This window comes from Chelativorans xinjiangensis (assembly GCF_009812055.1).
GTDB lineage: Bacteria > Pseudomonadota > Alphaproteobacteria > Rhizobiales > Rhizobiaceae > Chelativorans > Chelativorans xinjiangense.
Genome location: NZ_WQNH01000021.1, coordinates 42,410 through 66,778, shown reverse-complemented (window position 1 = coordinate 66,778; position 24,369 = coordinate 42,410). Strand labels below are relative to the sequence as shown.

Sequence of the window (24,369 nt, the reverse complement as noted above, 5' to 3'; positions counted from 1 at the left end):
GGCCCGGTCCCATTTGCCTTCGGCGCCGGATGAATTAGTTTCGAGAAAAAGGGCAGCCAAGCGGAGGCGAGCGAGGATGCAGGCGTTGCACGGATCGACGAGGGGCGGCAGGAAGGTGGCAGGTCTGCTGGCCGGCGTGACGGCCGCGCTTCTGATCGCAAGCGTTTCGGCCGGCGCGCAGGAATGGCGCACATCCTCGTCGCTCATCGATCCGGAGGTCGAAACCAAACCTTTCGAACGCTACGACTACGTGAACCCGGATGCACCGAAGGGCGGGACGTTGAATTCCGCCGTCTTCGGCACCTTCGACAGCTTCAACCCGTTCATCGTGCGCGGCACGCCGACCGCGGGGCTCACCTTTTTCGGTGGCATCCTCTGGGAAACGCTGATGCAGCAATCCCCGGACGAGCCCTCTACCAGCCATCCGCTGATCGCCGAAGCCTTCAAATATCCCGAAGACTATTCCTCCGCCACCTATCGCCTGGACCCGGATGCGCACTGGCATGACGGCGAACCCATCACCGCCGAGGATGTCGTCTGGTCGCTCGACGTCTTGAAGGATATCAGCCCCCAGCACAACCGCTACTTCGCCAACGTCACCGAGGCGGTGGCGCTTTCGGATCACGAGGTGGAGTTCCGCTTCGACCAGGCCGGCAACCGCGAGCTGCCGCACATCATGGGCGACCTGCCGGTGCTGCCGAAGCATTGGTGGGAGGGCACCGACGCCAGGGGCAGACAGCGCAATATCAGAGAGCCGACGCTGGAGCCGCCGCTCGGCAGCGGCCCCTACCGCATCAAGAGCTTCGACCCAGGCTCCGAGATCGTCTGGGAGCGAGTGGAGGACTATTGGGGCGCCGACCTGCCGGTCAGTATCGGCCGCAACAATTTCGACCTGCAACGCTACACCTACTTCCAGGACGACAACGCCGAGTTCCTGGCCTTCCAGAAGGGGGGCACCGAGGACATCCGCCGCGAGGTCAGCACGCGGCGCTGGGTGCAGAACTACGATTTCCCGGCGGTCGAAGCCGGAGATGTCGTCAAGCGCGAGTTCGAAAGTTCCAGCATCGAGGCCATGCAGGCCTTCGTCTTCAATATGCGCGAACCCCGCTTCCAGGACCGGCGGGTGCGTGAGGCGCTGACGCTCGCCTACAATTTCGAGGAGCAGAACCGCACGCATTTCTTCGGCCTCAACAAGCGCTTCAGCAGCTACTTCGAAAAGTCGGAGCTGGCGGCGACGGGCCTGCCCGAGGGCCGTGAGCTGGAAATCCTGGAGGAGTTCCGCGAAGCCCTTCCGCCCGAGCTCTTCACCGAGGAGTTCAAGCTGCCGGTCTACACCCCGCGGACGGAACGTGAGTATCTGCGCGAGGCCGTCCGCCTGTTCGGCGAAGCGGGATGGGAGATCCGCGACGGCCGCATGGTGAACAAGGAGACGGGCCGGCAGTTCACGATCGAGTTCCTCGGCGGCTCGCCCACCGCCGAGATCATCACCAGCGGCATCATCCCCAATCTGCGGAAGATCGGCATCGCCGCCACCTTGCGCATCGTCGACACCTCGCAATATATCCAGCGCCTCCAGAACTTCGATTTCGACGCGACGACCGGCCGCTTCGCCCAGACCAACTCGCCTGGCAACGAACAGCGCGACTATTGGAGCTCCGAGGCAGCCGACATTCCCGGCTCGCGCAATATGGGCGGCATCAAGGACCCGGTGGTCGACGCGCTGGTCGACAAGATCATATACGCCGAGGATCGTGAGGAGCTGGTGGCACTCACGCGGGCGCTCGACCGGGTGCTTCTGTGGAACTACTACATGGTGCCGCAATATTACCAGCCGACCATGCGCTTCGCCTACTGGAACAAGTTCGGCATTCCCGAGGAGCAGCCGGACTATATCGGCGTGGACATTGATTCCTGGTGGATCGATCCGGAGCGAGAGAGAGCGCTGGCCGCCAAGTACAGGAGCCAGAACTGACGCACATGCATTTCCCCAGGTCTTCGCGTCGCCAATTCCTGAAGTTCACGGGCGCGGCGATCGCTGCACCGCTCCTTGGCCGCCCGGCTTTCGCGCTGACGGCGACGGAGGTGCCGCTCCACGGACTGTCGGCCTTCGGCGAGCTCAAATACCCGCCAGACTTCCCGCATTTCGACTACGCGAGCCCCGAAGCGCCCACAGGCGGCACGTTCAATTTTCAACCCGGCTACTGGTACTTCAATCAGAATGTGCTGACCTTCAACACGCTGAACAGCTTCGTGCTTACGGGCGACGCCCCTCCGCGTATGGAGATGTGCTTCGACACACTGATGGTGAGTGCCTGGGACGAGCCGGACGCTCTCTACGGGATCCTTGCCGAAAGCATCACGCTTTCGGCGGATCGCAACAGCTTCACCTTCAAGCTTCGCCCGGAGGCGCGATTCCATGACGGCTCGCCACTCACGGCGGAGGACGTGGCGTTCAGCTACAACCTGTTGAAGAAAAAGGGGCATCCGCAGCTCGCCCTGCCGCTCGCTGAGATGGTCGCGGCGGAGGCGCTGGGGCGGCACGAGTTCCGCCTCGCCTTTTCGGGCGAGCAGTCCGATCGGACGATCCTCGACGTCGTGTGGTATCCCGTTTTTTCCAAGGCATCCCTTGAAGGCAAGGCTTTCGACAGCTCGAAGCTGGAGCCGCTGCTGGCCTCCGGCCCCTATACGGTAGGCCGCTTTTCAGCCGACCGCTATGTCGAGTACGACCGCGTGGAGGACTATTGGGCGCAGGACCTCCCGGTGCGCCGCGGCCTCTATCTTTTCGACCGCATCCGCATCGACTTCTTCCGCGACCGCAATGCGGCCTTCGAAGCCTTCAAGAAAGGCGAAGTGTTCTGGCGCGAGGAGTTCACCTCACGCCTCTGGGCCACCGGCTACGACTTTCCCGCCTTGCGCAGTGGAAAAGTGGTCAAGCGGGAGTTTCCGGAAGAGCGCGTCGCCGACATGCAGGGTTGGGCACTCAACCAGCGGCGCGCGCGCTTTCGCGGCCCGCGTGTGCGCGAGGCCATCGAGCTGTGTTTCGATTTCGAGTGGACGAACCGGAACTTCTTTTACGGCCTCTACAAGCGCAGCGTATCGCCATTCGAGAACACGGATTTCAAGGCCGTTGGCGCACCATCGCCCGAAGAGCTCGCTCTGCTTGAACAGTTTCGCGGCCAGATTCCCGAAGCCGCGCTCGGCGAAGCTGTGATACCGCCTGTTTCCGACGGCTCGGGCCGGGACCGCAAGCTCTTGTCCGAGGCGCGTCGCCTTCTCACGGAGGCGGGCTGGCGTCCGCAGGGGCAGTTCCTGCAAAACGAGGACGGTGAGCGGCTCACGGTCGAGTACATGGTCAGGGACCAGGTGTTCGTGCAGGTGACGACGCCTTTCATCGAAAATCTACGCGCCATCGGGATCGATGCCTCGATTCGCATGCTCGATGCCGCCCAGTACCAGGCGCGGCTGGCGAGCTTCGATTTCGACATGGTGGGCTTTCGCATGACGCTCGGGGCGACCCCCACGAGAGATGGGCTGGAGCTTGCCTTCCACTCCAAGGCGGCGAAGGTCGATGGTTCCCGCAATCTCCCGGGAACGGCCGACCTCGCTGTCGACCACCTGGTGGAGCTTGCGGGTCGCGCGGCAAGTCGCGATGAGCTGATCGTCACCGTGCGGGCCCTCGACCGGGTTCTTCGCGCCAGGCGCGACTGGATTCCCAACTGGTATTCGCCACATCACAGGGTCGCCTACTGGGACATGTTCGGCTTCAAGGAGCCGAAGCCCGATTACTTCTTCCCGGTGGAGGCGCTGTGGTGGTACGACGAGGAAAAGGCAAAGGCGATTGGCAAAGCATAGCGGCGGCGTGACAAGCATCCCGAAAAACACTTCACGCGAGGCAACCGCCTGATGGGCGCCTACATTCTTCGCCGCTTGGCTCTCATGATCCCGACGCTGTTCGGCATCATGGCCATCTCCTTCATCGTCGTGCAGTTCGCGCCGGGCGGGCCGATCGAGCAGATCATCGCCCAGGTGACGGGCCAGGGCGGCGGCGCCGACGCGCGGCTGGGCGCGGGCGGCGGTTCGGATCTCGGCGGGCAGAATTTCGAGGCCTCCGGCGGTGAAGCGACCTCCCGCTATCGCGGCGCGCAGGGGCTGGATCCGGAGTTCATCGCCCAACTGGAGCGGCAGTTCGGCTTCGACAAGCCGGCGCACGAGCGCTTCTTCCTCATGCTGTCGAACTATATCCGCTTCGATTTCGGCGAGAGCTATTTCCGCGACATCTCGGTGGTCGACCTCATCATCGAGAAGATGCCCGTCTCCATCTCGCTCGGCATCTGGATCACCCTCATTTCCTACGGCATCTCCATCCCGCTCGGCATTCGCAAGGCGGTGAAGGACGGCTCCACCTTCGACATGTGGACCAGCGGCGTGGTGATCGTCGCCTATGCCATCCCCAGCTTCCTTTTCGCCATCATGCTGATGGTGCTGTTCGCCGGCGGCTCTTTTTTCGACTGGTTCCCGCTGCGCGGGCTGACGTCGGACAACTGGGCCGAGCTTTCCTGGCCGGCGCGGATCCTCGACTATTTCTGGCACCTCGCCCTGCCGCTGACCGCGCTTGTGCTGTCGGCCTTCGCCACTACCACGCTTCTCACCAAGAACTCCTTCCTCGACGAGATCCGCAAGCAATACGTCATCACCGCGCGGGCAAAGGGGCTCGGCGAGCGGCAGGTGCTCTACGGCCACGTCTTCCGCAACGCCATGCTCATCATCGTCGCCGGCTTTCCCGGCGCCTTCATTTCCTCCTTCTTCACAGGTGCGCTCCTGATCGAGAGCATCTTTTCGCTCGACGGGCTGGGGCTCCTGGGCTTCCGCTCGGTCATCGACCGGGATTATCCGGTGGTTTTCGCCACGCTCTACATCTTCTCGCTCATGGGCCTCATCATCAGCCTCATCTCCGACATCACCTACACGCTCATCGATCCGCGCATCGATTTCGAGCGGAGGGACGTGTAGATGTCGGACGTGCAGTCGAAGACACAGGTGGAGCGCGTGCGGCAGCGCGCCGCGCGCCCCTGGCTCTCGCCCATCAACCAGCGGCGCTGGCAGAGCTTCAAGGCCAACAGGCGCGGCTACTGGTCGCTGTGGATATTCCTCGTGCTCTTCGTCCTGTCGCTGTTCGCGGAGTTCATCGCCAACGACAAGCCGATCCTCGCCTCCTACAAGGGCGAGATCCTTTATCCGGTGCTGGTCGACTATCCGGAGGAGATGTTCGGCGGCTTCCTTGCCGTCACGGACTACCGCGACCCCTTCATCCAGGAGGAGATCAAGGCCAACGGTTGGATGCTCTGGCCCCCCGTCCGCTATTCCTACCGCACGGTGAACAGCGAAATCCCTGAAGCCGCACCGGCGAAGCCGTCCTGGCTCTATACGAAGGAAGAGCGTTGCCAACGCTACGAGCTCGGCGTCGACGGTCCCCGCTGCACCGTCGGCAACTGGAACTGGCTGGGAACCGACGACCAGGCGCGCGACGTCCTTGCGCGCGTCATCTACGGTTTCCGCATCTCTGTGCTCTTCGGCCTCGTGCTGACGGCCGCTTCCGCCGTGATCGGCGTATCCGCCGGCGCCGTACAGGGTTATTTCGGCGGCTGGACCGACCTTCTCTTCCAGCGCTTCATCGAGATCTGGTCGTCCATCCCGGTTCTCTACCTTATCCTCATCATCGCCGCCGTGCTCCCGCCAGGCTTCTGGATCCTGCTCGGCATCATGCTCCTGTTCTCCTGGGTGGCTTTCGTCGGCGTGGTGCGGGCGGAATTCCTGCGCGCCCGCAATTTCGAATATGTGAGTGCCGCCCGCGCGCTGGGCGTGCCCAACCGCACCATCATGTTCCGCCACCTGCTCCCCAACGCCATGGTGGCGACACTCACCTTCCTGCCGTTCATCCTCAACGGCTCGATCACCACGCTCACCTCGCTCGATTTCCTCGGCTTCGGCCTGCCGCCTGGTTCGCCGTCGCTCGGCGAACTCCTGCGCCAGGGCCAGCGCAACCTCGATTCGCCCTGGCTCGGCATCGCCGGCTTCTTCAGCCTCTCCATCATGCTGTCGCTTCTGATCTTCATCGGCGAGGCGGTGCGCGATGCGTTCGATCCGCGGAAGACGTTCAAATGAAGCAGCGGCCATGGTATAAAGTGGGGCATTTTCTACCTTGGAGGCTCCAATGGGTATGAACATCAAGAGCGAAAAGGTCCAGCATCTGGCGCGACAGCTTGCGAAGGAAACGGGTCAGAGCATGACCGCAGCGGTCGAGAGGGCGCTTGAAGCTGAATTGGCTCGGCTGCATCGGGAGCGGGATGTCGCGGAACGAAAGCGGCGGATTAGGGAAATACTCGATTCTCTTCCCCCGCCGCCGCCCGGCGTAACCAGCGACCATTCCGATCTTTATGACGAATGGGGCCTGCCCAAGTGATCGTCGACGCCTCGGCAATCCTGGCCATCCTGCTCAAGGAGCCTGAAGAGGGTCGCTTTGCCGACCTTTTGGCGGAAGCGAAGGAGAGGGCCTCGCTTTCGCCCGTCAACTATCTCGAAGTCGCTCTTCGCGTCGACCGGGGCGATATGCCCGAGGCTTCGCAGAAGCTGGACGAAATATTGCATCGAATGAACGTCGAGATCGCCGACCTGACCCCCGAGCAAGCCCTCCTCGCCCGCGAGGCCTATCGCAAATACGGCAAAGGCAATCACAAGGCGAAGCTCAATCTCGGCGACTTCTTCGCCTATGCGCTCGCGAAAGCGCGGGGCGAGTCGCTGCTGTTCAAGGGCAATGATTTCTCGCATACGGACGTGGAGCCCGCCCTTTGACCTCCCCCCTCCTCTCCATCCGCGATCTGTCCGTCGCCTTCGCCCAGGGCGAGGAGGAGACGCTCGCCGTCGACCGGGTGTCCTTCGACATCGGCCGCGGCGAGACGGTGGCGCTGGTGGGCGAGTCCGGGTCGGGCAAGTCCGTCACCGCCCTTTCGGTGCTGAAGCTCCTCCCCTATCCGGCCGCCAGCCACCCCTCGGGCGAAATTCTTTATGGCGGGCGCGACCTTCTGGCCGGCGACGAGGCGGAACTGCGCCGGGTGCGCGGCAACGAGATCACCATGATCTTCCAGGAGCCGATGACCTCGCTCAACCCGCTGCACACGATCGAGAAGCAGATCGGCGAGATCCTGAAGCTGCATCGCGGCATGGGCGACAGGCAGGCGACCGAACGGACGCTGGAACTGCTCCGCCAAGTGGGCATCCAAGAGCCGGAGAAGCGGCTCGACGCCTTCCCTCACCAGCTCTCCGGCGGCCAGCGCCAGCGCGTGATGATCGCCATGGCGCTCGCCAACGAACCGGACCTCCTGATCGCCGACGAGCCGACGACGGCGCTCGACGTCACCGTCCAGGCACAGATCCTGGAGCTCCTGGCGAAGCTCCGGCGCGACAACGACATGTCGATGCTGTTCATCACCCACGACCTCGGCATCGTGCGTAAGGTGGCGGACCGCGTGTGCGTCATGACCGGCGGCAAGATCGTCGAGAGCGGGCCGACGGAGGAGATCTTCTCCAATCCGCAGCACGCCTATACGCGCCATCTTCTGGCTGCCGAGCCAAAGGGAGAGCCTCCCCAGGCGGACCTTTCAGCCGAGAAGGTGGTCCAGGGCGACGGCATCAAGGTGTGGTTCCCGATCAAGAAAGGCCTCCTCAGGCGTACGGTCGACCATGTGAAGGGCGTCGACGGCGTCGACGTGACCGTGCGGGCAGGGCAGACGCTGGGCGTGGTGGGGGAGTCCGGATCGGGCAAGACGACGCTGGGACTGGCGCTCTCGCGCATGATTTCCTCGGATGGGGAAATCCGTTTCTCCGGCGAACGCATCGACAAAAGGTCGTTTCGCGAGATGCGGCCCCTCAGGCACAAGATGCAGATCGTTTTTCAGGACCCTTACGGCAGCTTGAGCCCACGCATGTCGGTTTCCGAGATCATTCAGGAAGGGTTGCGGATTCACGAGCGGCAGCTTTCGCCCGAGGAGCGGGAGCGTATGGTGGTGGAGGTGCTCCAGGAGGTAGGGCTCGATCCGGAAGCGCGGTTCCGCTACCCGCACGAGTTCTCCGGCGGCCAGCGGCAGAGGATCGCCATCGCCCGGGCGATGGTCCTCAAGCCCCGCTTCGTGATGCTGGACGAGCCGACCTCGGCGCTCGACATGAGCGTGCAGGCGCAGGTGGTGGACTTGCTTCGCGACCTGCAGAAGCGGCACGACCTCGCCTACCTCTTCATCAGCCACGACCTCAAGGTGGTGCGGGCGCTCGCCAACGAGGTGATCGTGATGCGCGGCGGCAAGGTGGTGGAGGCGGGTACCGCGGATCAGATCTTCCATGCGCCGAAGACGGACTATACCAAGGCCCTGATCGCCGCCGCCTTCGAGATCGCGGCCACACCCGGCGGCGTGGTGAGCGAATAGCCGGGAGGATGTCGTGAACACAACGAAGGCCGGCGGCCGCGTTCTCCTTTCCATGACGGGCATGCACCCGCAGCGCTGGTACGAGCTTCTGTCGCAGGAGCGCGATGTCGTGCTGGAGCCGGAGGGACCCGAGGATCCGGGAATAGACTATGCGGTCGTTTGGAAACAGCCGCCCGGCCTCTTGAAGCGGCTGCCAAACCTGAAGGTCATCTTCTCCATCGGCGCCGGCGTGGATCATATCCTTGCCGATCCGGAGTTGCCGGACGTGCCGATCGTGCGCGTGGTGGCGGATAACCTGACGCAGCACATGGTCGAATATGTCGCCTGGCGCGTGCTCGACCACCACCGGCAGGGCATGCTTTATCGCGCGCAGCAGCGGGACAAGATCTGGCATGAGCCGCCGCAGCCGCCGGCAGAGGCCGTGTCGGTGGGGATCATGGGGCTCGGCGCGCTCGGGCAGGCGGCGGCGAAGGCGCTTCACGCCCTTGGCTTCTCCGTCAACGGCTGGAGCCGGCGGGAACACCGGATGGAGGGGGTGAGGAGCTTTTCCGGCGAGGCAGGGCTGACGCCGTTCCTGAACGCCACGGATATTCTCGTGGTGCTGTTGCCGCTGACGCCGGCGACGGAGGGCATCATCGATTATTCGGTGCTCGAGCGGCTGAGAAGCGACGGGCCGCTCGGGGGACCGTGTCTCGTCAATGCCGGTCGTGGCCGGCTGCAGCGAGAGGCGGATATTTTGCGCGCGCTCGACGACGGGACGCTGAAGGAGGCGAGCCTCGACGTGTTCGAGCGCGAGCCGCTGGCGCGGGCGAGCCCGCTCTGGGCGCACCCTCGCGTCTTCGTGACGCCGCACGCGGCGGCCACCTCCGACCCGGCACATCTGGTGCAGCCGATGCTCGCCCAGATGGCCGCCTTCGAGCGGGGAGAGAATCTTAAAAACCTGGTGGATCGCAAAGCGGGGTACTGAGCGGCGCCGGCCCGGTATAGTATTTCGGCAGCGCCCCGCAGCCGCTATTGAAACACCGCCGGCGCGCGATTCGCCGTGCATCGTCGAACAGAAAGATTTGAAATGCTCATCGCCTTCGATATCGGCGGGACGACAATCAAGGGGGCGGTGGTGCATTCCCTCGAGGCCATCGAGCCGGTGCGGCGGATGCCGACGCCGACACGGGATTTCGAGGCCTTCGTCGCCAGCCTGAAGAGCGTGATTGCGGCAGCCGGGGGAAGGCCCGATTGCATCGCCATCTCCATCGCCGGCGTCATCGACCCGGAAACCCACGCCGCCATCTGCGCCAATATCCCCTGCATCCATGGGCGCCGGCTTGAAGCCGATCTGCAGCGGGAACTGGGCCTGCCCGTGATCATCGCCAACGATGCCGACTGCTTCACGATGGCCGAGGCGGCGGTCGGCGCCGGGCAGGGGCACAACATCGTCTTCGGCGCCATTCTCGGCACCGGCGTGGGCGGCGGGCTGGTGGCCCGTGGGCAGCTCGTCAACACCGAAGGCGGGTTTGCCGGCGAGTGGGGGCATGGGCCGGTGGCCGCCGCCTTCGCCGGCAATCCGCCGGTCGCCATTCCGGCCTTCAAGTGCGGCTGCGGGCAGGAAGGCTGCATCGACACGGTGGGCGGCGCGCGCGGCATGGAGCGTCTGCACAAGCTCCTGCACGACCAGGATCTGGCCTCGGAGGATATCGTCGCGGCATGGGAAAAGGGCGACGCGCAGGCGGCGCGGACGGTCGACGTCTTCGTCGATCTCCTGAGCGGGCCGCTCGCCATGGTGATCAACGTCACCGGCGCCACCATCGTGCCGGTCGGCGGCGGGCTTGCCAATGCGCAGGCGCTCCTTTCCGAGATCGACATGGCGGTGCGCAAGCGCATCCTGCGCCGCTTCGACCGCCCGCTGGTGGTTCGCGGCGCCTGCCGTGTCGAGCCGGGCCTGATGGGAGCGGCGCTCCTGGGGTTCAAGAAGGTGGAGCGTGAGCGGCATTCTGCTTGAAGTCTGCGTCGACGATCCCGCCGGCCTGGCGGCGGCCATTGCCGGCGGGGCGGATCGCATCGAACTGTGCAGCGCACTGGACCTCGGCGGCCTGACGCCGCCGGCGGGTTTTATGGCGGGCATCGCCTCGCCCGTTCCCGTCTATGCGATGATCCGGCCACGGGCAGGGGATTTCGTCTATGCGCAAGTTGAGCTCGATGCCATGGCACGGGACATCGAGGCGGCCCGGCAGGCGGGGCTTGCCGGGGTCGTCCTCGGTGCCGGCAGGCGCGACGGAAGCCTCGATTACCGCGCATTGAAAAGGCTGGCTGAAATCTCAGGCGGGCTGGGAACCACGCTGCACCGGGCCTTCGATCTTGTTCCGGACCGGGCGGAGGCCGTCGAGATGGCGGTCGAACTCGGTTTCGAGCGCATCTTGACGTCCGGCGGGGCGCCGACCGCGGCGGAAGGCGTAGCGGCACTGGAAGAGACGATCGCCGCCGCGGCAGGCCGCATATCGATCATGCCGGGCGCGGGGATCAACGTCGAGACGATCGGCAGGCTGCTGCCGAGGCTGCCGGTGAGTGAGGTCCATGCCTCGTGTTCGACGGCCGAACCGGTTTCCGATGCCCGGCTCGTCTCGCTCGGCTTTTCACCGGCAAAGCGCCGTCGCACGGACGCAGCGCTTGTGCGGGCGCTGAAGGAGAAAATCTCCGCGGCTGGGTAACACCGCAGGGAAAGAGCGTGGCTCGCTCGCCGTCTTAGTGATTGTCGCGCGGGATGCCCTTTTCCTGCGCGATGCGGCGATAAGCCGTCGCCGGCTTGAGCACCATGCCTTCGGCCAATTGGTCCACCATGGCCCGCTGGATCTCCTGCCAGGGCGTCTGGTGGTCCGGGAAGGCGTAGCCGCCGGCCGCCGCCAGCGCGGTGCGCCGGGTGGCCAGCTCCTCATCGCTCAACAGCATGTCGGCGCTGCCCTTGTTGAGATCGATGCGAATCCGGTCGCCTGTCTTCAAGAGCGCCAGGCCGCCGCCGACCGCCGCCTCCGGAGAGGCGTTGAGGATCGAGGGGGAGGCCGAGGTTCCCGACTGGCGGCCGTCGCCGATGCAGGGGAGCGCGTGGACGCCCTTCTTGATGAGGTAGTCCGGCGGGCGCATGTTGACCACCTCCGCCGCGCCCGGATAGCCGACGGGCCCGGTGCCGCGCATGACGAGGATAGAATGCTCGTCGATGGCGAGCGCGGGGTCGTCGATGCGGTCGTGATAGTCCTCCGGACCGTCGAAGACGACTGCCTTGCCCTCGAAGGCGAGAGGATCGTCCGGGTTCGCCAGGTAGCGCGCGCGGAATTCCTCCGAGATCACGCTGGTCTTCATGATGGCGCTGTCGAAGAGATTGCCCTTCAGGTTGATGAAGCCGGCGTTGGGCTTGAGGGGGTCCGACACCGGACGAATGACCTTGCCGTCGAGATTTTCCGCATCGCGGCAGTTCTCTCCAAAGGTGCGGCCGTTCACCGTCTTGGCGTCCGGGTGCGGCAGCAGACCCGCCTTTATCAGCTCCGCCACCACGGCCGGCACGCCGCCGGCGCGGTGAAAATCCTCGCCCAGATACTCGCCCGCCGGCTGCATGTTGACGAGAAGCGGAACGTGATGGCCAACCTTCTGCCAGTCGTCGTTGTCGAGCGGCACGCCCAGATGCCGGGCGACGGCGTTCAAGTGAATCGGCGCATTGGTGGAGCCGCCGAGCGCCGAGTTGACGACGATGGCATTCTCGAAGGCCTCGCGCGTCATGATGTCGGAAGGTTTCAGGTCCTCGTGTACCATCTCGACGATGCGTCGCCCGGTCTCATAGGCCATCTGGCCACGTTCGCGATAGGGCGCGGGGATCGCCGCGGAGCCGGGAAGCTGCATGCCGAGCGCCTCGGCCAGCGAATTCATGGTGGAGGCCGTGCCCATGGTGTTGCAGAAGCCCACCGACGGCGCGGAAGACGCCGCCAGATCCATGAATTCGTCGTAGTCGATCTCGCCTGCGGCCAGCCGTTCGCGCGCCTCCCAGACGACGGTGCCCGAGCCGGTGCGCTTGCCCCGGTGCCAGCCGTTGAGCATGGGGCCGACGGAGAAGGCGATGGCCGGGATGTTCACCGTGGCCGCGGCCATGAGCAGTGCCGGCGTGGTCTTGTCGCAGCCGATGGTGAGTACGACGCCGTCGAGCGGATAGCCGTAAAGCGCCTCTACCAGCGACAGGTAGGCAAGGTTGCGGTCGAGCGAGGCTGTCGGCCGCTTGCCCGTCTCCTGGATAGGGTGGCAGGGAAACTCGAAAGGGATGCCGCCGGCGGCCTCGATGCCGGCTCGTACGCGCTTGGCAAGCTCGACATGATGCCGGTTGCAGGGCGAAAGGTCGGAGCCGGTCTGGGCGATGCCGATCATCGGCTTGCCCGACTGCAGCTCATCGCGCGTCAGGCCATAATTCAGATAGCGCTCGATGTAGAGCGCGGTCATGCCCGGATTGTCCGGATTGTCGAACCATTGTTGCGAACGAAGCCGGGTCTTGCGGCTGCCTTGGGTCATGATCGAAAGCCTCTACGGGTTGCCGGGCTCACGGATATTGCATCCCGGGCCGGGCGGCAAGAGTGCCGGATGGACAAGAGCCGCCGGCTGCGTTAGCCAAGGACGACACCCAACCGGAGGGACCAGCCATGGCCATGATCATCGAGGGCGAGGAGCGGATCGAAGCGCCGGTGGAGACCGTGTGGCGGGCGCTGAACGATCCGGACGTTCTGAAGGACTGCATCCCCGGATGCGAGGAACTGGAGAAGAACTCGGACACCGAATTCGCTGCTACCGTCTCGCTCAAGATCGGCCCGATCAAGGCTCGGTTCAACGGCGCGGTGGAGCTCACAAATCTCAACCCGCCCCATTCCTATACCATCTCCGGCGAGGGCAAGGGCGGCGTTGCCGGCTTCGCCAAGGGCGGCGCCGACGTTTCGCTCAAGGAGGACGGCCTGGACGCCACCATCCTCACCTATCAGGCCAAGGCCGATGTCGGCGGCAAGATGGCCCAACTCGGCAGCCGGCTGATCCAGTCGACCTCGAAGAAGCTGGCCGGCCAGTTCTTCTCCAACTTCAACGCCCGCGTCAGCGGCGCGGAGGAGGAAGCGCAGAGCGCTTGAGGGGCGGTGCCTAGCGCCCTCGTGGTTCGACCCTTCGACGAGCTCAGGGCTCACCATGAGGGCTACTGGAACGCCTGCGCCCTTCGACATCGGGCCGAGCGCTCAAGCTTCAGTTATCGGTGCACAGAAGCGGTGACATCCCAATAGCCCTCATGGTGAGCTTGTCGAACCACGAGGGCGCTCGGCGCCGTCCATGCTAGTAGATCGGTAGCCCGGCCGGGCACGTTATGAGCCAGGCTTTCCCCTACTCGAATACGATAGCCGGCGCCTCGCCGGCCGCCTCGCGCTCCCGCTTCATCTCTTCCAGCACCTTTTCCGCCACGGCGCGGTAGATCTTCGCCTGCGCCCCGTCGGGGTTCGAGACGACAACCGGCGTGCCGGCGTCCGACGTCTCGCGCACATCCATCGTCAGCGGTACCTCGCCCAGGAACGGCACGCCCAGCCGCTCGGCCTCGTTCCTCGCTCCGCCATGGCCGAAGATGTCGTAGCGCTTGCCGGTGTCGGGGGCGATGAAATAGCTCATGTTCTCGACGATGCCGAGCACCGGCACGTCGACGCGGCGGAACATGTTGAGCCCCTTGCGGGCGTCGATGAGAGCCAGGTCCTGCGGTGTCGAGACGATGACGGCGCCGGCCAGCGGCACCTGCTGGGCCATGGTGAGCTGAGCATCGCCCGTGCCGGGCGGCATATCGACCACCAGGACGTCGAGCGCCCCCCAGGCGACGTCGCGCAGCATCTGGCGCAGCGCCGACATGACCATCGGCCCGCGCCAGATCATCGGCGTCTCCTCTTCGACGAGGAAACCTATGGACATGACCTCGAGCCCGTAGGCCTGCATCGGCTTGAGCGTCTTGCCGTCCACCATCTCCGGCTTGCCCCTGAGCCCCAGAAGGCGGGGCATGGAGGGGCCGTAGATGTCGGCATCCAGAATGCCGGCCTTCAGCCCGAGAGCGCTGAGACCCAGTGCCAGGTTGACGGCGGTGGTGGATTTGCCGACGCCGCCCTTGCCGCTTGCCACGGCGATGATGGCCTCGATCCCCGGCACACCGGCCTTCGCCGGCTGCTGCCCTTGCGGAGCCGCGGGGCTTCTTTGCGGCTGCGGGCGCGGCGTAGGCTGTGGCCGAGGCGTCGGCTGCGGTGTCGCGCCCATGCCCCCGCCCTGCTTTTCCGCTGTCAGCGCCACCATCGCGCCTGCAACGCCGGGAATGGATTTCACCGCGTTCTCGGCCGCCTGCCGCATGGGCTCCAACTCCCGAGCACGCTCGGCGGGAACCGTGATGGAGAAGAAGACCTTGCCGTCGGCAATGAAAATCTCCGACACCAGACCGCGCGAAACGATATCGCCCTCAAGGTCCGGCCCCTTGATGGTGCTGAGCTTGTCGATAACGGCTTGACGGGTGACGGCGCTCATTGCGGCTCACTTTCTTCGCGTACGCCTGCCAGATAGTCATGTTTCGCGGAAATACCAAGCGCACCGGCAGCCGAAGGGTCAAACGGTCACAGGATTGCGGCTGTCGGCAAGGATGCGGCCGCCGATTGCCACGAAGCACACGCCCGCGAAGCGCTCCACCCAATGCCGCGCGTCCGAAAACCGCCTGAGGATGAGCCGCGACGACATGAAGAGGCTGACGAGCGAATACCAGGCAAGCGCGCTCAAGACGACGAGGACGACCATGGCGACAAGCACCCACGCCGGCGTCTGAGCGGTGATCGAGGTCGCGAAAACGCTGGCAAAAAGCACGATCGCCTTGGGGTTCGTCAAGGTGACGAGGAACCCGAAGATGAGCGGGCTGCGCCCGGCACGGCCCTGCGCCTGGTCCACCGCCAGCTCCTGTGGCTTTGCGAACACCAGCCGGACGCCGAGATAGATGAGGTAGCAGCCGCCGAGAACGCGGATCGCCCAGGCGAGCCATTGGAACTCCATCAGGATCGCCGAAAGCCCCAAAAGGCTCAGCGTCGCATAAAGGCCGAGGCAAACGGAAACGCCCACCGTCGTCTTCAATCCCGCGAGCGTGCCGCCGGTCATCGACGAGCGGACCACGGCCACGAAATCCGGCCCCGGCAGCACCAGCGCGGGGATGAAGATGGCGAAGACACTTATGAGGACAAGCACTGCAACTCCTTCCGGTGCATGCAGACCGCGCATGCAATCGAAAAAAGCACGGTGGCGGACGACATGCAACAACGCGCGCCTAGAACGACTTCTTCAATCCCAGCGAGACCGAGAGCACCGGATCGGGGTCGCTGCCGGCCATGAAGTCGGTATTGAGGCCGAACAGCACGTCGAAGTCGCGCTCGGTGCGGTTGCGGTAGACGAAGCCGAGACGCAGCGGCAGATCCGAATTTGCAAGGTCGACGCCGATTTTTTCGTAATGAATGGTGCCGTCCATATCGCGGCCGACCGGCAGACTGAAATCGGCTTTGCCCGCCACGGTCTTGGGCCGCACGCCCGCATAAAGGTCGAGCATGTCGTGCCCGGTGGCGACGCCGCGGCGGCGCGCCGAAAGGCCGCCGCTGGCATAGGCGAAGGCGCCGTAGTCGACCAGCGCCGAGGGATCGTTCCCCACGAAACCGCTGCCGAACTCGGCATAGGCGCCGACCGACCAGGCTGACGACAGCGCGGTACTGATGCTGAAGCCGGCCGCCACGTTGCCCGTGTCTTCCGCCGGCAGGAAAGGCCCGCTTGCCGTATAGCCGAAAAAGCGGTTGGCGCTATGGCCGAAGGAGAAGGAAAGCTCCGTGGCGAAGTTCTGGCGCGCCGTCAGGCGCGACAGGGAGAAGGCCGTGTTGCTGCCGTCCTGCGCCTGGTCCATATGTCCGGCGAGTTGCAGAAACCGCCCCTCTCCAAGGGGGAAGACATGCGAGAAAGCGGTATCGCCGCCGAGGTTGGCGAGCGTCTGGGAGAAGAATAGCTTCGGCACGGCCGCGTCCTCCAGGGCCGCAACGGCGGTGGAGTTGGCCTCCAGGAACGAGAAACTCGTCGCCACCCCCTCCACATTGCGGGCAAGTTGGCCCGCATTCGCCTGTCCCGACGAAAAGCCGCCATTGCCGCCCTCGGTGCCGAGTACGCTGCCCGGCAAGTAAAAATCCGTCCCCAATGCATCGACCGCCATGATACGGCGGCCGGCGAGCGCCTTGGCCACGCTGTTGCCGACGACAGGGCCGGCGGTGGCGATGCTGTCGTCGAGGCTGGTGCGCGGCCCGGAAAAGACATTGTCGCCGCTGGCGATGGACAGTCCGCCGAGGGGCGAAAGCGCCGCCTTGATGTCCGGCACGCCGTGGCCGTAGAGGCTGGAATAGGCGTGCGTGACGCCAGGCGCGAACCTCTGCTCGCCGGCCTTCGAGTTCTGGAAGCCGTCCCAGTCGGTCCGCGCCGTTGCCAAGAGGCGCACCGTCCGCTCTGCCGGCAACAGGTTGGGAAAAGCCTGGGCGAGGAGGGCGATCTGCCCCGAGACCTGCGGCGCGGCGAAGGACGTGCCGGTTGAAACGCGGTAGGACGTGTCGCTCGATGCGGTCGGCACGTAGGCGGTGCCGTCGCTGGTCAGGCAGAACCTGGCGGCGGAGCCGCAGGGTGCCGACAGAAGCTGGGCATCGAGGATTGTGCCGTCGCCCTCATCGACCGTGAAAAGCGCGTTGCTGACGGTAAGCCATGCTCCCTTGAGCTCTGGCACGAAAAGCGGAAGCGCGGCGAGGGTGGAGGCATCAGCTTGACTGCCGTCGTCGGTGCCAAGATTGCGGTCGTTGGAGTTGGCGAAGACGATGACGCCCGTTTCCTGGAAATCGCTGTAGGCGTCAAACAGGCTCTGGAAATCCGCCATCAGGCTGGCATTGCCCCCGGCGACATATTCTGCATAGCTATCCGCACCGGAAGCCTCGAAAGCTGCGATCTCCTCGTCGGCGGCGATCTCCTGGTCAAATCCCCACGAATTGTTCTGCACCACGGCGCCGAGCGATGCCGCGTCGTCAGTGGCCGCGGTCAGATGCTCCAGAAGCCTGCCGGTATCGTTTGCGGTTGCCCAGGAGGTCAGATGCAGGTCGGCCTCCGGCGCCACGCCCATCATCCCCTTGCCGTCTGCGTTGCCGGCGGCGATGCCGGCGACACCCGTGCCATGGTCTTCCGTCACAAACGATAGACCGCCGAAGAAAGTGTGGATCGTTTTGCCGGAAAATTCCTGGTGGCTGCGGCGGAACCCGTCGTCGACAACGGCAATCAGCGTGCCTTTGCCACGCACTCTGGTTCCATCGTCGAGTGTGGCCGTATGCGCGTAATGGACGTTCTGCAGGGCGTAGTTGGATGTGCCGACGCAGCCGGGGTTGGTACTGCCGCCGCAGGAAGGATCGATCCGGTTGAACTCGGCATTCGCGGCGTAGTTGCCAGCGGCCGTCTCGTCCATCTCCGGATAGTTGGAAGATCTGGCTGGCGGCTCATCGTCCGGTGGCGTGGAACCGCCGCCGTCACCGCTGCCGCTACCGCCGCCCCCGCAGCTCGCAACGAGCAAGCACGCCGCCCCGGCGACCAACCACAATGCGGATTCCCTCATGGCTCCTCGTATTGCCTCCCCTTGAAGAGGAGCCACCGGATAGCCCCTGCTGGAATTCGTATCGTGCCCGAGCAATTCGATACTGACGCAGAAAAAATGATGGAAGAGTTAGTAGCTTGCCAAGTTTTTTAGCGAATGCGCACATCTGCATCCTCAGAATTTTTCTCCAGCCCGAGCGAGGCCGATAGCGCCGGGTCGGGTTCCGTGCTGGCCGTGAAGATAGACGAGGCCGAGGCGCAGCGGCATGTCCGCCTGCGCCGGATCCACCGTCAGCTTGACGTACAGGATCACCGGCAAGCAGTCGGCAGATCGCGTTTCTCATGTTTAGCTCTTCTATGCCGCATTTCGTGTCGTCGCCGGGAGCACGGCCGGAAAGCCCCAACTTGGCGCAACTGGAAGTTATAGGGGAGTAAGGTGAGCCTGTCCGCCTTCCGCGCCGGCTGTTGACAGACCTTCACGAAACTGGACGAATATCACGGGGACGATAGCGGCAGCGCCTGGAGGGATGCGATGTGCACGTTACGCGGGCTCTTTTTGATCGTTTTTGCTCTTTTCGCGCTGACGGTCCCCACCGCCGCGCAAGATGCCAGGCGCATCGTCACCACCGAGAACAGCGACTATTTCGGTTTTGATCTGCGCACCGAGCAGAACGTCTCGCTGGACCAGTGCGAGAGCGCCTGTCTCGGCGACCCGCAATGCCGGGCCTTCACCTACAATACGCGTGCCCGCTGGTGCTTCCTGAAGTCGGATTTCAACGTCTTGAACACCTTTGAAGGTGCGGTCGCCGGCAAGGTGGTGACCGCCGGTGCCGAGCCCGATATCGGCGCTCCGCCCGAGCTGCGCTTCGTGCCGGGCCATGTCCTGCAGGAAGCCGAGCAATATAAAAACGCGTTGCTGCGCAGCGCTGGTCCGGGCGATGCCGGTTTCGTCGCGCTCACCACCGCCGCGGCTGAGGCGTTCGAGCGCGGCGACGCGAACCGCGCGATGCGCGACTACACCGCCGCCATCGCCGTCGAGCCTGAAAACGCTACCCTGTGGACCGGGCTTGCCCACGCAGCGACGAATGCCACACCCGCAGGCCAGCAGACCGCCTACCGGCTGCAGCGCGCCGCCACCGGTGCGGCCGTGACCGCCTATCGGCTGTCGCGCACGAGGCTGGCACGTGCCGACGCGCTGGCTGCGCTGGCCGCCGCGCTGGAACTGCGCAGCCTCTTCCGGCCGGCCATCAGCGCCTACGAGGCGAGCCTTGCGCTTCACGCCTCGGCAAGCGTGCAGGCGCGCTACGCCGATCTCAAGCGCCGCAAGGGCTTCCGCGTCGTCGATCACTCGGTCGATGCCGACAGCGCCACGCCGCGCGTCTGCGTCCAGTTCTCCGAGGAACTGGTCAAGAGCGGCGTCGACTACGCGCAATACGTGGCCGTCGACAACACGCCCGCCGCGGCCATCAACCAGAGCGACAAGGAGCTCTGCGTCACCGGTTTGAAGCACGGCGAGCAATACCGCGTCGTCATCCGCCAGGGCCTGCCGGCGGCCATCGGCGAGGTGATCGCCGAGCCGGTTCCGCTGGAAATCTATATTCGCGACCGCGCCCCCGCCTTGCGCTTCACCGGCGACAATTTCGTGCTGCCGGCAAGCGCCCGGCGCGGCATCCCCATGGTCTCGGTCAACGCGTCGAGTGCGAAGCTTTCGCTCTACCGGGTAGGCGACCGCGCCTTGGCACGGCTCATGACGGAATCGAAATTCCTCCAGCAGCTCAACGACTACGAGATCGACGAGGTCGCCGGCGACATGGGCGAGCCCATCTGGCAAGGCACGGTCGACATCGCCTCCGACTTGAACAAGGACGTCGTCACCAGCATCCCCATCGACGAGGCGGTGCCGGAGCGCAAGCCCGGCATCTACATGCTGACCGCCATTCCCGAGGGCGACACCAGCGAGAGCTGGGACAGCCGCGCCACCCAATGGTTCCTGATATCGGATATCGGCCTGTCCACCTTCGCCGGCGAGGACGGACTGTCCGTCTTTGCCCGCTCGCTTGCCACGGCCAAGCCGATGGCCGGCCTCAAGCTGACGCTCATCGCGCGCAACAACGAGGTGCTCGGCGAGGCGAGGACGGACGGCGACGGCCATGCCCGCTTCGCACCGGGCACTGTGCGCGGCGACGCCGGCCTTGCGCCGACCGTCCTCATCGCCGAGGGCGGCGAAGAGGATTTCGTCTTCCTCGACATGACGCGCGGCGGCTTCGATCTGTCGGACCGCGGCGTTGCCGGCCGGCCGGCGCCCGGCCCGCTCGACGTCTTCGCCTGGACCGAGCGCGGCATCTATCGCGCCGGCGAGACGGTGCATGCGGCAGCCCTTGCGCGCAACCCATCCGCCGAGGCGGTAGACGACCTGCCCCTGACCTTCATCTTCCAGCGCCCCGACGGCGTGGAGGACCGCCGCATCGTCTCCCAAGGGGCCGAGCTTGGCGGCCACGCCGTCGATCTGGCGCTGCCTGAAAACGCCATGCGCGGCACATGGTCCCTGCGCGTTCACGCCGACCCCAAGGAGGCGCCGATTGCTGAAAAGATGTTCCTGGTGGAAGATTTCGTCCCGGACCGCACCGAGTTCGAGCTTTCGAGCGCCGCGGACACCATTGCCATCGGCTCGTCCACCGAGATCACCCTCGAAGGCCGCTATCTCTATGGCGCGCCGGCCGCCGGTCTGGCGCTCGAAGGCCAGTTGACGGTCAGTCCGACGCGCGAATGGGCGCGCTTCCCCGGCTATGTCTTCGGTCTTGAGGACGAGGAGGGCGTGGAGGCTACGCGCGTGCCGCTTGCCGGGCTCCCGGACACAGACGCCGACGGCAAGGCCGTCTTCGACGTTTCCGTCGACAGCGCGCCTTCCACCACGCAGCTTCTGACGGCCAAGGTCAGCATGCGGATGCGCGAGGCCGGCGGCCGCGCCGTCGAGCGCTCGCTCGATATCGGCATCGAGCCGGAAACCGCCGTCATCGGCCTGAGGCCCGAATTCTCCGGCGGCCGTGTGCCGGAAGGCGGCACGGCAAGTTTCCGTGTCATCGCCGCCGATCCCTCGGGCGGACGCATCGCCATGCCGAGGCTTAAATGGTCGCTGCTGCGCGTCGAGCGGCATTATCAGTGGTATCGCAACGGCAGCTCCTGGAGCTACGAGCCGATCGACACCACGAGCCTCGTGCAGGAGGGCACCGTCGACGCCGCGCCCGACTCCGAGCCGCAGATCAGCGTTTCCGCCGACTGGGGCCGCTATCGGCTCGAGGTGGAAAGCGCTGAATCCGGCGGCCCCATCTCCAGCGTAGAGTTCGACGCCGGCTGGTACGTCGAGGCAGGTTCGACGGAAACGCCCGACGGCCTGGAAATCGCCCTCGACCGCGAGACCTACGCGCCCGGCGACACGGCACGGCTGAAGATTTCGCCGCGCTTTGCCGGCGAGGCCCTGGTCACGCTCGGCGCGGAAAGCCCGCAGCGCACCTTCACCGTCAGCGTTCCCGAGGAAGGCACGACCGTCGACATCCCGGTGACCGAAGATCTGGGCGCCGGCACTTATGTGACGGCGACCCTGTTCCGGCCGGGCGAGACCACGGAAAACCGTCTGCCCATGCGCGCCATCGGCGTCCGCTGGCTGAAGGTCGATCCGGACGCCCGCTCGCTCGCCGTCGATCTCGACGTCCCCGACAAGGCGCGGCCCAACGGCAGGCTCACGATCCCCGTTTCCCTCGGCGGGCTTGCCGCCGGCGAGGAGGCCTATGTCACCGTCGCCGCGGTCGACGTCGGTATCCTCAATCTCACCCGCTACGAGGCGCCCGACCCGGCCGGCTGGTATTTCGGCCAGCGCATGCTGGGGCTCGAGATGCGCGACATTTTCGGCCGGCTGATCGACGGATCGCTGGGTGCGGCCGGCCGGCTGCGCACCGGCGGCGATGCCGGCGGTATGACGTCGACCGGCAGCCCGCCGACGGAAGAGCTGATCGCCTTCTTCTCCGGCATTGTCCGGCTCGACGATGAGGGAAAGGCCGAAATCGGCTTCGACGTGCCGCAGTTCAACGGCACCGTGCGCGTCATGGCCGTCGCCTGGTCGAAGAGTGCTGTCGGCGGCGCATCGAAGGACGTCGTCATCCGCGATCCCATCGTCGTGACGACGAGCCAGCCGCGCTTCCTCGCACCCGGCGACGAGGCGCGGATGCTGGTCGAAATAGCCAACACCGACGGCCCTGCGGGCGACTATACGCTTTCGATCTCAGCCGACGGCGCGGTCGCCGTCGACACGGGCTCGGCTCCGGCAAGCCTCGACCTCGCCGCCGGCGGCAGGACGAGCCTGTCGCTGCCGCTCTCCGCGCAGGAGGCGGGCACTGGCAGCATCGCCGTTTCGCTCGCCCACGAGTCCGGCCTGACGGTGGAAAAATCCGTCAGCCTGCCGGTGAGGCCCGGGGTGGTGCCGGTGGCCACCCGGCGCACGGTGACGCTCGCCGCCGATGGCGGCAGTCTGAAGATCGATGGCGGGCTTCTTGCGGACAGCTTCACGGAGGGCGCATCCGTCACCGTCAACGTCTCGCAGGCCGAAGCTTTCGACATCCCCGCGCTTCTGATGTCGCTCGACCGCTATCCCTATGGCTGCGCCGAGCAGATCACCAGCCGGGCGCTGCCGCTGCTTTATGTCGGCGAATTGTCGAAGGCCGCCGGCCTCGATGACGACCCGGCGGTCAAGGGTCGCATCGAGAAGGCCATCGCCCGCGTGCTCTCCTATCAGTCCTCGGCAGGCAGCTTCGGCCTGTGGAGCCCCGGCTCCGGGGACCTGTGGCTCGATTCCTACGTCACTGATTTCCTGACGCGGGCGAACGAGCAGGGCTTTGCCGTGCCGGAGCAGGCCATGAATCAAGCGCTGCAGAACCTGCAGAACGCGCTCGCCTACGACACGGACGTCAAGTCGAACGGCGACAAGATCGCCTATGCGCTCTACGTGCTGGCGCGCAACCGCCAGGCCTCGGCCGGCGATCTGCGCTATTATGCCGATACCCGCATCGACGAGTTCGCAAGCCCCCTGGCGCGCGCCCAGATCGCCGCGGCACTGGCGCTCTATGGCGATGCGCAGCGCGCCGAGACCGCGTTCGGTTCGGCCTTCCGCATGGCGCAATCGGCGACGGACGCCGACATGGCCCGCTCCGACTACGGCTCGCGCCTGCGTGACGGGGCGGCGATGCTGGCACTCGCCGCCGAAAGCCGCCCCGAGCAGACGCTGGTGCCGCAGATGATCAGCCTCGTCTCCGACATGCGCGGCCGCACCCGCTACATGAGCACGCAAGACGAGGCGTGGATGCTGCTGGCCGCCCGGGCTCTGGATGAGGCGAGCGAGGACATCGCGCTGACGGTCGACGGCGCGCCGCACGAAGGCGCCTTCGCACGCCGGCTTTCCGGCGGCGAGGTGGCCGAGACCCCCTTCACCATCGCCAATGCGGGTGCCGAGCCGGTCGACGCGGTGCTGACCACCGTAGCCGCGCCCCGGCAGCCCCTGCCGGCCGGCGGTGAAGGCTTCACCATCGAACGCACCTACTACAGCCTCGACGGCACGGCGGTGAACGTTTCGCAGGTGAGCCAGAACGAGCGCTACGTCGTCGTGCTGGAGGTTACCGAGGCCAATGCCTGGCCCTCGCGCGTGCTGGTCTCCGACCTGTTGCCGGCCGGCTTCGAGATCGACAATCCGCGCCTCGTCGACAGCGCGCAGCTCGACAATTTCGGATGGCTGGGCGAGACCGACGCCGTGCACACCGAGTTCCGCGACGACCGCTTCATCGCCGCCTTCGACCGCACCGCCGACGACAACCGCGATTTCAGGCTCGCCTATGTCGTGCGTGCGGTGACGCCGGGCACCTACACCCATCCAGCGGCCAGCGTCGAAGACATGTACCGGCCGCAGCTTTCCGCGCGCAGGGCGACCGGTCTCATGGAGATCGCGGGCGAGGTGAGGTGAAACGCAACCGGACAGAGCGACCGCTTGAAGGGACGGTGCCCGTCGCGTCGACCCCCCTCCGCCTGCCGGCACCTCCCCCGCAAGGGGGGAGGCAGGCCGTCGCCATACTCTTCGCCAATCTCCGACGTTGCAGAAGAGGTACCGGAGCGCGCGGCCGGCCTACCTCCCCCCTTGTGGGGGAGGTGCCGGCAGGCGGAGGGGGGTCGACGCGACGGGCACCGTCCTTTCTAG

At 65.6% G+C, this 24,369-nt stretch carries 17 protein-coding genes; 12 read left to right on the top strand and 5 right to left on the bottom strand.

The window, feature by feature from the left end:
* Nucleotides 1–115 precede the first annotated feature (115 nt).
* The 10 genes from GM910_RS14520 to GM910_RS14475 all read left to right on the top strand — a co-directional run bounded on the left by GM910_RS14520 (nt 116) and on the right by GM910_RS14475 (nt 11,176).
* Nucleotides 116–1,972 carry an extracellular solute-binding protein gene (locus GM910_RS14520; protein WP_425482685.1) on the top strand — a complete coding sequence of 619 codons (1,857 nt, stop codon included), beginning with the start codon at nt 116–118 and terminating at the stop codon, nt 1,970–1,972.
* Nucleotides 1,973–1,977: 5 nt separating this feature from the next.
* Nucleotides 1,978–3,852 carry an ABC transporter substrate-binding protein gene (locus GM910_RS14515; protein ID WP_159588387.1) on the top strand — a complete coding sequence of 625 codons (1,875 nt, stop codon included), beginning with the start codon at nt 1,978–1,980 and terminating at the stop codon, nt 3,850–3,852.
* A 51-nt stretch (nt 3,853–3,903) separates the two neighbouring features.
* Nucleotides 3,904–5,010 carry a microcin C ABC transporter permease YejB gene (locus tag GM910_RS14510; protein ID WP_159588386.1) on the top strand — a complete coding sequence of 369 codons (1,107 nt, stop codon included), beginning with the start codon at nt 3,904–3,906 and terminating at the stop codon, nt 5,008–5,010.
* Nucleotides 5,011–6,162: an ABC transporter permease gene (locus GM910_RS14505; RefSeq protein WP_159588384.1), complete on the top strand. Its 1,152-nt coding sequence runs from the start codon at nt 5,011–5,013 to the stop codon at nt 6,160–6,162. It begins immediately after the preceding gene.
* 49 nt (nt 6,163–6,211) lie between these two features.
* Nucleotides 6,212–6,460 carry a type II toxin-antitoxin system VapB family antitoxin gene (locus tag GM910_RS14500; RefSeq protein ID WP_159588383.1) on the top strand — a complete coding sequence of 83 codons (249 nt, stop codon included), beginning with the start codon at nt 6,212–6,214 and terminating at the stop codon, nt 6,458–6,460.
* A complete protein-coding gene (locus GM910_RS14495; protein WP_201285507.1) occupies nt 6,442–6,849 on the top strand; it encodes a type II toxin-antitoxin system VapC family toxin in 408 nt (135 codons plus the stop codon). The genes GM910_RS14500 and GM910_RS14495 overlap by 19 nt, the downstream gene beginning before the upstream one ends.
* Nucleotides 6,846–8,474 carry an ABC transporter ATP-binding protein gene (locus GM910_RS14490; protein WP_159588381.1) on the top strand — a complete coding sequence of 543 codons (1,629 nt, stop codon included), beginning with the start codon at nt 6,846–6,848 and terminating at the stop codon, nt 8,472–8,474. Before GM910_RS14495 ends, GM910_RS14490 begins: the two co-directional genes overlap by 4 nt.
* A 52-nt stretch (nt 8,475–8,526) precedes the next feature.
* Entirely contained in the window at nt 8,527–9,441 is a 915-nt protein-coding gene (locus GM910_RS14485; protein WP_159588413.1) for a 2-hydroxyacid dehydrogenase, read from the top strand.
* 102 nt (nt 9,442–9,543) lie between these two features.
* A complete protein-coding gene (locus GM910_RS14480) occupies nt 9,544–10,470 on the top strand; it encodes an ROK family protein (RefSeq protein ID WP_159588379.1) in 927 nt (308 codons plus the stop codon).
* Nucleotides 10,451–11,176 carry a copper homeostasis protein CutC gene (locus GM910_RS14475; protein ID WP_159588377.1) on the top strand — a complete coding sequence of 242 codons (726 nt, stop codon included), beginning with the start codon at nt 10,451–10,453 and terminating at the stop codon, nt 11,174–11,176. Before GM910_RS14480 ends, GM910_RS14475 begins: the two co-directional genes overlap by 20 nt.
* 34 nt (nt 11,177–11,210) lie before the next feature.
* Here the strand turns inward: GM910_RS14475 and GM910_RS14470 are convergent, their stop codons facing one another.
* On the bottom strand, nt 11,211–13,013 hold the full coding sequence (locus GM910_RS14470; protein WP_159588375.1) for an IlvD/Edd family dehydratase: 1,803 nt from the start codon (nt 13,011–13,013) through the stop codon (nt 11,211–11,213).
* Nucleotides 13,014–13,141: 128 nt separating this feature from the next.
* Here GM910_RS14470 and GM910_RS14465 point away from each other — a divergent pair, with 128 nt between their 5' ends.
* Nucleotides 13,142–13,615: an SRPBCC family protein gene (locus GM910_RS14465; RefSeq protein WP_159588373.1), complete on the top strand. Its 474-nt coding sequence runs from the start codon at nt 13,142–13,144 to the stop codon at nt 13,613–13,615.
* A 244-nt stretch (nt 13,616–13,859) separates the two neighbouring features.
* Here GM910_RS14465 and GM910_RS14460 read toward each other — a convergent pair whose 3' ends face one another.
* The 4 genes from GM910_RS14460 to GM910_RS14445 form a co-directional block, all read right to left on the bottom strand.
* The gene (locus GM910_RS14460) at nt 13,860–15,026 is read right to left on the bottom strand and encodes an Mrp/NBP35 family ATP-binding protein (protein ID WP_159588371.1); all 1,167 of its coding nucleotides are present in this window, start codon (nt 15,024–15,026) and stop codon (nt 13,860–13,862) included.
* 78 nt (nt 15,027–15,104) lie between these two features.
* Entirely contained in the window at nt 15,105–15,728 is a 624-nt protein-coding gene (locus GM910_RS14455; protein ID WP_246226138.1) for a LysE family translocator, read from the bottom strand.
* Nucleotides 15,729–15,807: 79 nt separating this feature from the next.
* Nucleotides 15,808–18,156: a S8 family peptidase gene (locus GM910_RS14450; protein ID WP_159588367.1), complete on the bottom strand. Its 2,349-nt coding sequence runs from the start codon at nt 18,154–18,156 to the stop codon at nt 15,808–15,810.
* Nucleotides 18,157–18,309: 153 nt separating this feature from the next.
* A complete protein-coding gene (locus GM910_RS14445) occupies nt 18,310–18,453 on the bottom strand; it encodes a hypothetical protein (RefSeq protein WP_159588365.1) in 144 nt (47 codons plus the stop codon).
* A 213-nt stretch (nt 18,454–18,666) separates the two neighbouring features.
* Between GM910_RS14445 and GM910_RS14440 the strand changes: the two genes are divergently transcribed.
* Entirely contained in the window at nt 18,667–24,138 is a 5,472-nt protein-coding gene (locus tag GM910_RS14440; RefSeq protein ID WP_159588363.1) for an alpha-2-macroglobulin family protein, read from the top strand.
* Nucleotides 24,139–24,369 lie beyond the last annotated feature (231 nt).